Below are 14806 nucleotides of genomic sequence, written 5' to 3'. Positions count from 1 at the left end.
GCGTGCATGGTTTCCTACTTTTGTACAACGAAAAACTGTAGGAACATGAAAAGAGACTCATTCAATGTGCTTTTCTTTATCAAGAAAGCCAAACTGCTGAAAAACGGGGAAGCCTCCGTATGTATGCGTATCACCGTGAACGGTGTACGAGTGGAAAACAATATCCCAAAAGCATTGAACCAGCCTTGTGGAATCAGGCGAAGGAGTGCGCCAAAGGCAAAAGCCGAAAATCCTGCGACTTGAATGCTTATATCGAGGATGCAAGAATCAAACTCCACCAGACTTTCAATGAACTGGAAGAACAAGGGCAGTTCATCACCGCCCGCCTGTTGCAGAAAAAGTTCTTCGGACAAGACCAAGCACCGGAAGTTGTCCGTACACTTATTCAAACTATCCAAGAACATAACGACCAATGCCGTGAACTTGTCGGAAAGGACTATGCCCTGATTACCGTCCCCAAAAATGTGCCAAAGTTCAGTTTAGGGCATAAAAAAAGGAGTACCGCTGTACTCCAACCTTTGTTAACCTTAAATCTAATACTATGAAAAACACATTGCAAATGTACGTTTTTTTGGGATATTGACAAACTTTCCAAGAAAAAAAGCATGTTTCATAACACATTTTAATAAGATAAATACTCGTTTTCACGTCCTTTTTCACTTTTTTTGCTTCAAAGTAGAAAAGAAGGTATAACATCACGTAAAAAAATAAGCAAGTTCTTTCCATTATACTCCCAGTTTGCATTATCTTTGCACTAACAAGAAGATAAGCCACACCTTAGCATAAAAAATAAATGAGTTCATTTTATTCTGCATTCGGTTTGCACTATCTTTGTAGTGAGATTAACAAGAACTTATATATGCCAGACTATGATTTAATCGCCATATTAGGGCCTACCGCTTCGGGAAAGACTCCATTTGCAGCCGCTTTGGCCGCCAAACTCCATACGGAAATCATCAGTGCCGATTCACGGCAAATCTACCGGGGAATGGACTTGGGCACCGGCAAAGACCTTGCCGACTATACCGTCGATGGAAAACAGATTCCCTATCACCTCATCGACATAGTCGACCCGGGATATAAGTACAATGTTTTCGAGTATCAACGTGATTTCTTGAATGCTTACGAGAGTATTAAACACAAAGGCCGCCTGCCCGTTGTATGTGGAGGAACCGGAATGTATCTCGAATCAGTGCTGAGAGGCTACCGTTTGCTACCTGTACCCGAGAATTCCGAGTTGCGCACCCGTCTAGCAGACAAATCGCTGGAAGAACTGACCGACATACTGAAAGGTTACAAAAGCCTGCACAATAGCACAGACCTGGACACAGCCAAACGTGCCATACGAGCCATCGAAATCGAAGAATATTATGCCCATACCCCAGTAGACGAACGTTCCTTTCCCCAGCTAAACAGCCTCATCATAGGTGTTGACATCGACCGAGAACTACGTCGGAAGAAAATCACCCGCCGCCTACGCCAGCGCCTAGAAGAAGGAATGATAGACGAAGTACGCCGTCTGATAGAGCAAGGCATCCAACCGGATGACCTTATCTATTACGGACTGGAATACAAGTATCTGACACTTTATGTCATCGGCAAGCTAACCTATGAAGAAATGTTCACACAACTGGAAACAGCCATCCACCAATTTGCCAAACGCCAGATGACTTGGTTTCGCGGCATGGAGCGGCGCGGTTTTACCATCCACTGGATGAATGTCCGATGCCCAATGGAAGAAAAGATAGCTTTTGTAAAGAAGAAATTGGAAGAATGATAAAATGAGAAAGTGACCAAGTGATTTAAATCGTAAATAGCCAAATTGTAAATAGAATCATGAGTGCAGAACCCAAAAAGTTGGGAGTGATATACAACCCCAAAGCCGGAACGCGGAAAGTGCAGAAACGGTGGAAAGAAATCAAAGAATACATGGACAGCAAAGGTGTTCCTTACGACTATGTGCAATCCGAAGGGTTCGGTTCGGTAGAACGTCTGGCAGGTATCCTTGCCAACAACGGCTACCGCACCATTGTTGTTGTAGGCGGTGACGGCGCACTGAATGATGTCATTAACGGCATCATGCTTTCCAATGCACCAGACAAGGAAAATATAGCCATTGGCATCATCCCCAATGGCATAGGAAATGACTTTGCCGACTATTGGGAAATGAGTTCGGACTACAAGAAAGCGGTGGATTGCATCATCAACAACCGCCGTCGGAAAATAGACGTGGGTACCTGCTATTATTACGATGGTGAAAAGCATCTGACACGCTACTTTCTCAATGCCATCAACATAGGTTTAGGAGCCCGTATCGTGAAAATCACTGACCAGTGCAGGCGTTTCTGGGGAGTGAAGTTCCTCTCCTACTTCATGGCACTGCTATCCATTATCTTCGAACGGAAGCTATACCGCATGCATCTCAAGATAAACGGCGAGCACATACGCGGACGCATCATGACTGTCTGCATAGGCAGTGCGTGGGGATACGGACAAGCGCCTAGTGCAGTGCCCTATAATGGCTGGCTGGATGTTTCTGTCATTTACCGTCCCGAATTGCTGCAACTATGGTCGGGATTGTGGATGCTTATCCAAGGGCGGATTCTGAACCACAAGGTAGTGATGCCCTACCGTACGCAAAAAGTAAAAGTGCTGCGTGCGCAAAATGCCTCTGTCGATTTGGACGGACGTATTCTCGATCGTCATTTTCCGCTGGATATCAGCATACTACACGAAGCGATAACATTGATTATACCCAATTAAAAATACTTAATCAGCAACAACTTATGATTGAATTAAAGAATAATCCTGCCGGAAACTTCTTCCTACTAGCAGGCCCTTGCGTCATTGAAGGGGAAGAAATGGCAATGCGTATTGCCGAACGTATCGTGACCATCACAGAAAAACTGCAAATCCCATACGTATTCAAAGGATCGTACCGCAAAGCCAACCGTTCTCGCCTAGATTCCTTTATGGGCATCGGCGACGAAAAGGCCCTGAAAATACTGCAAAAAATACACACCACCTTCGGAGTACCTACCGTGACCGACATTCATGCAGCCGAAGAAGCCACTACGGCTGCCGAATATGTGGACATTCTGCAAATTCCCGCCTTCCTCTGCCGGCAGACAGACCTACTTGTAGCCGCTGCCAAAACCGGAAAAACCATCAACATCAAGAAAGGGCAGTTCCTCTCTCCGCTTGCCATGCGCTTTGCAGCTGATAAAGTTGTGGAAGCAGGCAATAAAAACGTCATGCTGACGGAACGCGGAACTACTTTCGGTTATCAGGACTTAGTCATTGACTATCGTGGCATCCCCGAAATGCAGACCTTCGGTTTCCCCGTCATTCTGGATGTAACACACTCCCTGCAACAGCCCAACCAAACCAGTGGTGTCACGGGAGGTATGCCGCAACTTATCGAAACCGTAGCCAAAGCCGGTGTCGCCGTAGGAGTAGACGGACTGTTCATCGAAACTCACGAAAATCCCACCGTAGCCAAAAGTGACGGTGCCAACATGCTGAAACTCGACCTGCTGGAAGACCTGCTAACCAAATTAGTCCGCATCCGGGAGGCAGTCAGATAAATTCCATTTATCCGGAATGGAATCCGAAAAAAACAACAAAAGTTGTGATTTATCTAAGGACTGTCCGACAGATAGTTCAAGAACAATTTAAATTTATAATAAGATGAAACATCTATTACGTGGTTTATGGATTGTAGCATTAATTCTTTGCTGCAATTTTCAGCAGGTATTTGCACAGCAAATGCCGCTTATCCCAATCGACAAAAATGTCCGTATCGGAAAGTTGGACAACGGATTGACCTATTATATCCGCAAGAACGGACAACCCGCAAACCGGGCCGACTTTTACATTGCCCAGAAGGTAGGCTCCATTCAGGAAGAAGCCGACCAACGCGGCCTTGCCCACTTCCTGGAACACATGTGTTTTAATGGAACGACCCACTTCCCCGGTGATGCACTGAAACAATACCTGGAGCGTATCGGGGTGAAATTCGGTGAGAACTTGAACGCCTATACTTCCGTAGACGAAACCGTATACAACATTTCCAATGTGCCGGTCACTACTCCGGGAGCCATCGATTCCTGCCTGCTGATTCTGCACGACTGGAGTAACGATTTAACTCTGGACTCGAAGGAAATAGACAAGGAACGCGGAGTCATCAACGAAGAATGGCGTACCCGTATGAGCGCCATACAACGTTTCCAGGAAAAGATGCTTCCAGTCATGTTCGAAGGAACGAAGTATGCCACTTGTTTCCCTATCGGAACAATGGAGGTCGTAATGAACTTCAAACCGCAAACTTTGAGAGACTACTATGAAAAGTGGTACCGTCCGGACCTGCAGGGTATTGTGGTAGTTGGTGATATAGATGTGGATGCCATCGAAGCCCAAATCAAGAAAATGTTTTCTGATATTCCCGCCCAGCCCAATGCCGCCAAACGTGAGTACTATCCGGTAAACGACAACAAGGAGCCTATCGTATTGGTTTATCAGGACAAGGAACAGTCCAATGTACAAGCCCTCTTCTTCAACAAGCACGAAGCCACTCCTGACGAGCAGAAAGGCGACATGGGCTATCTGGTACAGAATTATGCAACCACTCTCATCAACAATATGCTGAATGCACGTCTGAACGAATTGGTACAGACCGCCAATCCTCCTTATATATATGCCGCCACTTATGACGATGACTTCTTCGTAGCCAAAACCAAAGATGCCTTCACCGGTGTCGTTGTCTGCAAGGAAGATGCCATAGAAAACGGAATAGCCACTCTCCTGCGCGAAACAGAACGTGCCCGCCAATTCGGCTTTACGGAAACGGAATACAACCGTGCCCGTGCCGAATATCTGCGCCAACTGGAATCTGCCTATAACGAACGTGACAAACGCAAGAATGAAGAGTACGTGAATGAATACGTCCGCCATTTCCTCGACAACGAACCTATTCCGGGCATTGAGAACGAATACACCATCATCAATCAGATAGCCCCCGCCATTCCGGTTGCCGCACTGAACCAAATGATACAAGCCCTTGTGACAGACAGTAACCAAGTGGTTGCCATCCTCGGACCGGACAAAGAAGGCCTGAAAATGCCGACAAAAGATGCAATCAAGAAAATCCTGAAGGATATTAAAGCTGAAAAGCTGACTGCCTACGTAGACAAGGTATCAGACGAACCTTTGATGGCCGAAGCCCCGAAAGGCGGAAAGATTGTATCCGAACAGACGGACGATACATTCGGCACTACAACGCTGACACCCTCCAACGGAGTCAAAATCATTATCAAGAAAACAGACTTCAAGGCAGACGAAATCCGCATGAAGGGAGTCAGCCTGGGCGGTAGTTCCCTGTTCCCCGACTCGGAAATCATCAACATCAACGGATTGGATGCAGTGAGTGTAGGTGGTCTGGGTAATTTCAGTGCCGTAGACCTGGAAAAAGTCCTGGCCGGCAAAAAAGCCTCTGTCGGCTATGGTATCGGTGACAAGACAGAAACCGTCAATGGCAGCTGTTCACCGAAAGACTTCGAAACAATGATGCAGCTCACTTACTTGACATTCACCGCTCCACGCCGTGACGACGATGCCTTTGCATCCTACAAGAACCGCAACAAAGCTGCCTTGCAGAATATGGAAATGAATCCCCAGGTAGCATTCAGTGATTCTATCTCGGCCAGTATTTACATGCACCATCCCAGAAGAGCCAGAATAAAGGCGGACATGATTGACAAGATGGATTATGACAAGATTCTGTCCATGTATCAAGACCGCTACAAAGACGCCAGCGATTTTACCTTTATCTTTGTAGGAAATGTGAATGTAGAGGAAATGAAACCACTCATCGCCGAGTACCTGGGTGCACTGCCTGCCACCAATCGCAAGTTTACCGAAACATTCAAGGACAATAAAGTCGACATGCGCCAGGGAGTTTACAAGAACGAGTTCATAAGGAAACAGGAAACTGCTAAAGCGTCGAATTTTGTCCTGCTAAACGGTGACTGCAAATACGACCTAAAAAATGACATCCTGCTGGATATGACCAGCCAGATTCTCGACTTGGTTTATACAGCCAAGGTACGTGAAGACGAAGGTGGCACATACGGTGTATATGTAGGCGGCCAGTTAAGCAAGTATCCGAAAGAAAAGGCCCTTCTACAGATTATATTCGAAACCGCCCCGGCAAAAAGAGAAAAGCTGATGCAGATTATCTTTGCAGAACTCGGCAACATCGCCAAAGCAGGTCCGTCGGAAGGAGACCTGAATAAAGTGAAGGAGTTCATGCTGAAGAAACATGCCGAAGACTTGAAGGAGAACAGCTACTGGCTGGGAAGCATTGACGAGTACCTGTTCACCGGCATGAATCCGATAAAGGATTACGAACAGATTGTCAACAGCATCACCGTGAAGGACATTCAGAAATTCACCGATGACTTGTTCAAGCAGAAGAATGAGATTGAGGTATCAATGATCAGTCCTGAAACTCCCGACAAAGAATAAGAGAGCCATACACACAGAAGGCTGCGTTGTTCGATGAAAGGCAGCGCAGCCTTTTTCATACCAACTATATATATACAAATACCATGAGTCTTTTCTTAGATTTGCGCAAACACGGAAAACTGGCGGAGAAACGAAATCCGATGTACGAAAAAAGTAAATTCGGAAAATTCTGGATGTACTTCATGTTCGTCTTCTGGGCCGGTTACCTGATATTCTTCGGTACGACCTTTGCATTCGCCTTTGACGGCGGTGCCACAGAAGCCTATCACGTAATGAACTCCGGATTGATATTTGTCCTCGTGCTGGATTTCCTTATACGCTTGCCTTTCCAAAAAACGCCCACCCAGGAAGTAAAACCCTACCTGCTGCTTCCCATCAAACGGAACCGTCTTATAGATTTCCTGCTAATCCGTTCCGCACTGGACGGCTTCAACCTGTTCTGGCTGTTTCTGTTTGTTCCGTTTTCCATCATCACCGTCACCAAATTCTATGGAATCAGTGGTGTGCTGACCTATTGCATCGGCATCTGGCTGCTGATGGTATTCAATAACTACTGGTTCCTGCTGTGCCGCACACTGATGGGCGAGCGCATCTGGTGGCTGGCATTACCGGCAGTAGTATACGGTGGCATTGCCGCTGCACTATTCATTCCGGACAACAGTCCACTTTTCGACTGTTTTGTCAATCTGGGAGAAGGGTTCATCACCGGCAATATTCTGTCATTCATCGGTGTGCTGGTCGCCATCGCCCTCATGTGGTTCATCAACCGCACTCTGATGCAGAAACTCATCTACAATGAACTGAACAAAGTGGAAGATACACGGATAAAGCACGTATCCGAATACAAATTCCTCGACCGGTATGGCGAAATAGGCGAATACATGAGGCTGGAGCTCAAGTTATTGCTTCGCAACAAAATTTGCAAGCGTTCGCTCTATTCCATCACCGGCGTAGTAATAATGTTCAGTTGCATCATCAGTTTTTCCGACATCTATGACGGAGGCATGAGAGATTTCTTCGTTCTCTATAACTATATCATCTTCGGTATCATGTTTTTGAGCGGACTGATGAGCTACGAAGGCAACTACATTGACGGACTGATGAGCCGCAAAGAATCCATCTATTCGCTGTTGCGTGCCAAATACATACTGTACAGCATTGCATTGCTCATCCCTACGATTCTGATGATTCCAGGTATGGTTACCGGCAAGGTATCCGTACTCGGTTGCATTGCATGGCTGATATTCATTCCGGGCGCTGTATACTGTTGTCTGTTCCAGTTGGCGGTCTACAACAACAAGACCACCGACCTGAATTCCAAAATGACCAGCCGACAGAATATAGGTACCGGTCTGCAGAACCTGATTGCAGGAGGCGCCTTCGGCATACCTTTACTTCTGCTTTTTGCTCTGAATACCATTTTCGGCAAGGAAGTTACCCCCTGGATACTTATCGGCATCGGCGTGGCATTTATCGCCACTTCCAAATTCTGGCTGATGAATGTATATCACCGACTCATGAAACGCCGCTACAAGAATATGGAAGGCTTCAGGGACAGTAGACAGAAATAGAAATCATTAAACATCAATCGCTAACATGATACACATCAACAATTTGCAAAAGAATTTCGGTACAAAAAAGGCCGTAGATATAGAGAACTACACCATCGGGCAAGGCGATATGCTGGGACTGGTGGGCAACAACGGTGCAGGCAAGACCACCCTCTTCCGCCTTATTCTTGATTTGCTGCGGGCAGACCGTGGCAATGTAACCATCAATGACATTGACGTCAGCAAAAGCGAGGACTGGAAGAGCTTCACGGGAGCCTTCATAGACGACGGCTTCCTGATAGACTACCTCACCCCCGAAGAATACTTCTACTTCATCGGCAAGATGTATGGTCTGAAGAAAGAGGAAGTAGACGAACGCCTGCTTCCCTTCGAACGCTTCATGAACGGCGAAGTGATGGGACAGAAGAAATTCATCCGCAACTATTCTGCCGGAAACAAGCAGAAAATAGGCATCATCTCCGCTATGCTACATCATCCGCAACTGTTGATTCTGGATGAACCGTTCAACTTCCTTGACCCCAGTTCGCAAGCCGTAATCAAACACTTGCTGAAAAGATACAATGAAGAACACGGAGCCACTGTCATCATTTCCAGCCATAACCTGAATCACACTGTGGACGTTTGTCCGCGTATTGCATTGCTGGAAAACGGTGTTATTATCCGCGATATACGGAATGAGGGCAACTCTGCCGAGCAGGAACTGGAAGCTTACTTCAACGTCGGCGTGGAGGAAGAGGCCGTAGTAGAAGAAACGGTAGTAAAAGCAGAAGCTGCCGTAGAAGAAATAACGGAAAAAGAAGAAAAAACAGTAGAAGAAAAAAACGTGGAAGCATGAAAAAATATCTTTCTTATATAGTAACCTTTACCGCAATATTGATAGGTCTAAGTTCCTGCCATACCTCCGCGCCACGGCTGGACTACAAAGCCCTGGCACAGGCATCCGTCCGTTTGGGAGTGGATATTGAACTGCGGGACAACCACAAGCTGTACATCCATGCCTCCGAATGGATAGGCACGCCCTATCGTGCAGGTGGCGACAGCAAACGTGGAACGGACTGCTCCGGACTGGTATCGCAACTGTATAAGAAAGTTTACCACACCCGTCTGTCGAGAAGCACAGACGGGCAACTGAAAGAGAGCAGCAAAATCTCCCGCCGCAACCTGCGTGAGGGAGATTTGGTGTTCTTCACCAGCCGTGCTTCCCGCAAGAAAGTGGCACATGTGGGCATCTACCTCAAAGACGGCAAGTTTATACATGCCAGTACCAGCCGGGGAGTCATAGTCAGCAACCTCCGGGAAAAATATTACACCCAACACTGGCTCTGCGGAGGCAGAATAAAGTAATACTGATTTTTCCCTTCTTGTGATTTTCCTTACTCTATCCCGACTGATAGTCCAGAAACAATTAAAAGAAGAAAACAATGAAGAAACTTTTAGGTATCCTCTTATTCATCAGCATTGCGCTGAGCGCCAATGCACAACTTTTATGGAAAGTATCCGGTAAAGGATTAGAGAAACCATCCTATATTTTCGGTACTTACCATCTCTCTCCACTCAGCATCAAGGACAGCATTGCCGCCATGCCGCAGGCCATGAACGAAACCACCCAAGTCTACGGGGAGGTCGTGATGAGCGAAATGGCGACACCCGCCTTCATGCAAAGCATGCAACAGCAGATGATGATGCCCAAAGACACCACGCTGCAAAGCCTCTTTACTCCCGAACAATACGAAGAAGTGGGCAAAGCCGTCAAGGAAAACATGATGGTGGACATTGCCATGCTGGCACAACTGAAACCGGCTGCCATCAACCAGCAGCTTGTCGTCCTGCTATACATGAAACATACTCCGGGCTTCAACCCGCAAGAACAGCTTGACACTTACTTCCAGCAGCAGGCCGGACAGCAAGGCAAGAAAGTTGGTGGTCTGGAAACAGCCCAGTCACAAATAGACATTCTGTTCAACAGCCAGACGCTGCAACGCCAGGCAAACCTCCTCTACTGCGCCATCAGTGACATTGAGAAAGGCATCGACCAAAGCAAACGCCTGATTGCCGCTTATGAAAAGCAAGATTTGGATGCCATGCTGCAACTGATGGAAGAGCGCGACGGCAATTCATGCGACCCGCTGCCCGGAGAGATGGAAGCATTGCTGGACAACCGCAACAAGGCATGGGTTGAAAAGATGCCTGCCATCATGACAGAAGCCCCTACCCTTTTCGTAGTCGGCGCCGGACACCTGCCCGGAGACAACGGAGTGTTGAACCTTCTGAAGCAACAAGGATACACCGTAGAAGCCATGAAATAAATCCGCTAACAATTCTCTCTAACAACTTTTAATGGCAAGCCATACAAAGCGTGACGGTCAAATACCATCACGCTTTGTTTACATACATACTTTACTGCCCTCACCATATCGTACTTCCCGAAGAATATACAACTTTTGCACCAAGGTCTTGGCAGTTATAGCGATAATGGTCATTTTTGACTTAATAAGAACGCAAGAAGCGAAAGTTATTATCCCTGCTACTCGGAATCTGGAGTTAGTGAGCATGCTGCCCATGCCGGTGTCATTGCATGCACTCTGCAAAGTTACTGCAAACGGTCTGCAGTGACACTGCAAACTACTTTGCAGTAGCGCTGCAACAGCTTTGCAGTGGCGCTGCATCAGCTTTGCAGTGACGCTGCAACGGCTTTGCAGTAGCACTGCAAAAAGCATGCAGCAGCTTTGCAGTGATATTACACTAAGTATAAAACAGTTACGCGAGACGCTTTTCAGCAATACCAAGCGCCTGCCCACTGCTTGGTACTTATAAAATACTTGTGCGCTTCGTGAACTCCAGAATCTCGCGGATATAGCCAAAGGCAAGCCCCACTACCGTATCGGCTGCACCGTAGCATACAGCTACACGTTCTCCATCCTGCAATGCCGCACAAGGGAGCACCACGTTGGGAACATCACCTTGCAACTCATAAGGAGCAGCAGGCACAAGCAGATACTCACGGGTGCGGTAGAGCAACCTGGCAGGATTGTCCTTATCCAGAATAGCCGATTCCATGGAGTAACGAAAACCGCTGCACTTACTAAAAAAGTATCTTTTTTATCATTAGAGCCTTTTTAAAAAAAGTTCCCCCGAAAACAAGTCAATATATCATTTTGCTCAATATTACTAACGAAGTAAATATCTATTCTCACCCGATTCAAGAAAGCCATCCCTAACACAGATAGCAAATAACAAAATGATATCTCAACTTATTTCCGAAGCAACCCTTTTCTTACAATATTATTACTACTCTTTACTTCTTCAGCTCATTCGAGAAAGAATAAGGATAGTCTTCCGGCTGCGTACCTCTCTTCATATTAGGCCGGCTGCCCATATCAAACCTCAAGGTACCGCCATTCAGCAAATCGCCATGCTTCAGGTAGTTCCTGGAATAATCCACACCGTTCACCGTGAGAGACTCGATATACATGTTCTCCTGTGAATTATCCGGAGCGTCAATAGTAAGGGACCTGCCGTTCTCGAAACGGAGTGTGGCCTTCCGGAACAGAGGAGCACCCAGCACATATTCGTCCGTACCCGAATAGACCAGATAAAAACCGAGTGCGGAAAAGACATACCACGCGGAAGTCTGGCCGTTGTCCTCGTCACCGCAATAACCGTCGGGACCGGCAGTGTACATGCGGTTCATAACCTGACGAAGCCAATATTGAGCCTTCCAAGGTTCCCCGGTGTAGTTATAAAGGTAAATCATGTGCTGGATGGGTTGGTTGCCATGGGCATAGTTACCCATATTCATCACTGTCATCTCACGGATTTCATGGCTTACTTTCCCGATGAAAAACAGGGCCGACAACAAGTCCAGATACCCCAGTTTGTCGCGCAGCAACTTCAAAGCCTTGTACATGTGGGTCTCCACCGTACGCAATGATACCCCCATCGTATCAGCTATCTCCTTATTCTTCATATCATGCAGATAGCTGAGTTTGAATACCATCCGGCACTTGTCCGGCAATTCATTGATGGCATCTGACAGCTTCCTCCTGAGCTCGGCATCCTCTATCCGTTTCACCACATCATTGCTGTCGGGCTGATAGAACCCAACCCTCTTTTTATGGATTTCGAGCATGACAGCCTCATAGCCACTTACAATGTCCCGGTGCTTCAGAACGTTCAAGGCACGGGCATACACCGCCCTATACAGAAAAGCTTGGATTTGCCCCCACCTTTATAGTATCTTTCCGCTTCCACAATTCCACAAAAACATCCCGTACCACATCTTCCGCATCCTCTTCTCCCACAATGTGTGTGGCGTAGAACAGCAGGTTAGAGTAATACCTGCGGAAAAGGGATTTATATGTCAAGTCGAAATGTTCATCCATATTTTAGCCGGTTATCGGGAGCGGTACCATGCCTGACCTGGCTTATCCCCCATTTCAAATTCGAAAACACTTCCATCCATAATCTGTTCATGCGTAATATAACTTTTACTATAGCTCTTACCGTTGAGTTTTACAGATTGGATGTAGCAGTTTTCCTTGCTCACCGCCGGTGCCAGTACCGTAAAAGTCTTTCCACCGGGCAGGTGCATCTTCATTTCCGGATATAGGGGAGTACCGATTTCATATTTTCCGCGAACCGGGTCTACCGGATAAAATCCCATCGCGCTGAACACATACCATGCAGACATCTGTCCGCAATCCTCGTTGCCACACAAACCGGCAGGAGTGTTCAAATAGAGTTCATGCATCACCCGGGCTGCATATTTTTGGGTTTTCCAAGGTTGGTCCACAGCATTGAACAGATAGACGACGTGATGGCTGGGCTCATTTCCATGCGCATACTGGCCAATCATCCCAGTGCTAAAAATAGGCAGCTCATCATCTGAAGAAGGATTGTAAGTAAACATGCTGTCCAATTTCTGGGCAAACCGTTCCTTGCCTCCGGTCAAAGCTATCAGACCGTCAATATCCTGCTGCACAGACCAGAAGTACTGCCAGCCGTTGCTCTCGCATATGTGCGGAGTATAGTCATCCGGCGAGAAGTTCTGGATAAACTCTCCCTTGTCATCACGGGGCTGCATGAAAGAACTTACCGGATTATAGACATTCCGGTAATTACGGGAACGCTTATAAAACTCGTCCGCAACCTCCTTATCGCCCAGCTTCTCTGCCATACGGGCTATGCAATAGTCATCGTATGCATATTCCAAAGTCTTGGAAAGTGACCAGTTTTCCGAATTATACCAATCCGTCACATTATAAGGAACATAGCCATATTTCTTATACAGCCCGATGCCACGATAGGAATCGATATTGGCAGTAGCCACACAAGCCTCCAGGGCCTTTTTCGCATCAAAATCCCCAATACCCTTCAGATAAGCGTCTACAATGACCGGCACAGAGTGGTATCCTATCATCATATCGGTCTCACCTCCCTGGAAGTTCCATACGGGAAGGCGGCCGTTCTGTTCGAAGAAAGCGAGGAAGGACTTCACCATATCGTTCACCCGCTCCGGCTCAATAAAGGTATAGAGAGGATGAGCCGCACGGTAAGTATCCCACAAGGAGAAAGTACTGTAATTTGTCCAGCCCTCTGCCCGGTGCACTCGCTTGTCTGGACCGTAATAGGCACCATCCACATCACTGTAAATGGTAGGAGCAATCATCGAATGATACAAAGCCGTATAGAACTTGACTTTCTCATCGCGGTCATCGCATTTTATTTCTATCCGGGACAAATGTTCGTTCCAATCATCCTGCACAGCAGCCAGGTATTTGTCGAAATCATCATCGGGTACTTCGGCTGCCAGATTACGTGCCGCCCCTTCCATACTCACACCGGAAATGGCAGTACTGACAAGAATCTGCTCCCCTTCCTTAGTCCGGAAGTCAAATCGTGCAATGACGGATGTCCCTATCCGCTTGCCGTCTTTCTCTATGGCAGCCGTATCGAGCTGCATCGCAGCAAACGGTTTGGAGAAACGTGTACGGAAGTAGAGGCGCTGGTCGCGTGCCCAACCGTCAGAGTAACGGTAACCTTGCACCGTTACCGAATCGACAGCTTCTATATGAGAATCATTGGTAAAATCCCAGTTCATAGCTTTCCTCAAGTTCAGGAAAACGGCAGCATCGGCTTTTGGGAAAGTATACCGCTGAATGCCACAACGCTCGGTGGCCGTCAACTCTACATTGATATTATAATCTTTCAGACGCACCTGATAATATCCGGCGCTTGCCGATTCTTCCGAATGAAAGAACAAAGAGTGAATGCCGAGCGGAGCTTCCGCCTCCTTATAAGGCAATGTCACCGGCATAAAAGAGATGTCATACAAGTCACCAGCGCCGGTTCCGGAGAGATGGGTATGGCTGAAGCCTGCAATGGTACTGTCCGGATAAAAATATCCGGAAATACGGTCCCAGCCCGGCAGTCCGTTGTCAGGACTGAGCTGCACCATGCCAAACGGCGCCTGGGCACCCGGATAGGTGTTTCCGGTAAAATCCGTACCGATAAAGGGATTCACGAACTCTGTATAAGACACACTTTTCATGTCCGACACTTGCGGGGTACATGCCCCAAAGAATGAAAAGACTACAACCCAACAATAAGACTTTATCAAATTCATAACATTATAGAGTTAACATGTATAGTGTAACAACCCAACCGAAGAAAACACTTACACATCTTGCAACTTTTAAACAGAACTCACG

The 14806-nt window shown here is 47.0% G+C and carries 9 protein-coding genes and 4 pseudogenes; 9 read left to right on the top strand and 4 right to left on the bottom strand.

Annotated elements, in window-relative coordinates; all coding sequences use genetic code 11:
- Window positions 1-6 precede the first annotated feature (6 nt).
- The 9 genes and pseudogenes from M1B78_RS06610 to M1B78_RS06570 all read left to right on the top strand — a co-directional run bounded on the left by M1B78_RS06610 (window position 7) and on the right by M1B78_RS06570 (window position 10402).
- Window positions 7-545 (top strand): annotated as a pseudogene (locus M1B78_RS06610) (Arm DNA-binding domain-containing protein).
- 314 nt (window positions 546-859) lie between these two features.
- Window positions 860-1777: a tRNA (adenosine(37)-N6)-dimethylallyltransferase MiaA gene (gene miaA, locus M1B78_RS06605; protein WP_257940220.1), complete on the top strand. Its 918-nt coding sequence runs from the start codon at window positions 860-862 to the stop codon at window positions 1775-1777.
- Window positions 1778-1836: 59 nt separating this feature from the next.
- On the top strand, window positions 1837-2763 hold the full coding sequence (locus tag M1B78_RS06600; RefSeq protein ID WP_136010608.1) for a diacylglycerol/lipid kinase family protein: 927 nt from the start codon (window positions 1837-1839) through the stop codon (window positions 2761-2763).
- A gap of 23 nt (window positions 2764-2786) precedes the next feature.
- Window positions 2787-3587, top strand: a complete 801-nt coding sequence (kdsA, locus tag M1B78_RS06595) for a 3-deoxy-8-phosphooctulonate synthase (protein ID WP_257940219.1) — start codon at window positions 2787-2789, stop codon at window positions 3585-3587.
- 103 nt (window positions 3588-3690) lie between these two features.
- Entirely contained in the window at window positions 3691-6525 is a 2835-nt protein-coding gene (locus tag M1B78_RS06590) for a M16 family metallopeptidase (RefSeq protein ID WP_257940218.1), read from the top strand.
- A gap of 83 nt (window positions 6526-6608) precedes the next feature.
- Entirely contained in the window at window positions 6609-8096 is a 1488-nt protein-coding gene (locus M1B78_RS06585; protein ID WP_176469061.1) for a DUF5687 family protein, read from the top strand.
- Window positions 8097-8121: 25 nt separating this feature from the next.
- Entirely contained in the window at window positions 8122-8931 is an 810-nt protein-coding gene (locus tag M1B78_RS06580) for an ABC transporter ATP-binding protein (RefSeq protein ID WP_136010604.1), read from the top strand.
- Entirely contained in the window at window positions 8928-9440 is a 513-nt protein-coding gene (locus M1B78_RS06575) for a C40 family peptidase (RefSeq protein WP_136010603.1), read from the top strand. The genes M1B78_RS06580 and M1B78_RS06575 overlap by 4 nt, the downstream gene beginning before the upstream one ends.
- 77 nt (window positions 9441-9517) lie before the next feature.
- Window positions 9518-10402 (top strand): TraB/GumN family protein, encoded by an 885-nt coding sequence (locus M1B78_RS06570; protein ID WP_257931402.1) that lies wholly within the window; start codon window positions 9518-9520, stop codon window positions 10400-10402.
- A 502-nt stretch (window positions 10403-10904) separates the two neighbouring features.
- Here the strand turns inward: M1B78_RS06570 and M1B78_RS06565 are convergent.
- The 4 genes and pseudogenes from M1B78_RS06565 to M1B78_RS06550 all read right to left on the bottom strand — a co-directional run.
- Window positions 10905-11174 (bottom strand): annotated as a pseudogene (locus tag M1B78_RS06565) (glycosidase); the annotation flags it as partial.
- A 217-nt stretch (window positions 11175-11391) separates the two neighbouring features.
- Window positions 11392-11931 (bottom strand): annotated as a pseudogene (locus M1B78_RS06560) (glycoside hydrolase domain-containing protein); the annotation flags it as partial.
- Window positions 11932-12478 (bottom strand): annotated as a pseudogene (locus M1B78_RS06555) (RNA polymerase sigma-70 factor); the annotation flags it as partial. It abuts the pseudogene before it with no gap.
- 11 nt (window positions 12479-12489) lie between these two features.
- Window positions 12490-14721 carry a GH92 family glycosyl hydrolase gene (locus tag M1B78_RS06550; protein WP_257940217.1) on the bottom strand — a complete coding sequence of 744 codons (2232 nt, stop codon included), beginning with the start codon at window positions 14719-14721 and terminating at the stop codon, window positions 12490-12492.
- Window positions 14722-14806: the final 85 nt, after the last annotated feature.

The organism is Bacteroides muris (ex Fokt et al. 2023) (assembly GCF_024704895.1).
Taxonomy (GTDB): domain Bacteria; phylum Bacteroidota; class Bacteroidia; order Bacteroidales; family Bacteroidaceae; genus Bacteroides; species Bacteroides muris.
This window is presented reverse-complemented; position numbering and strand designations above follow the sequence as displayed.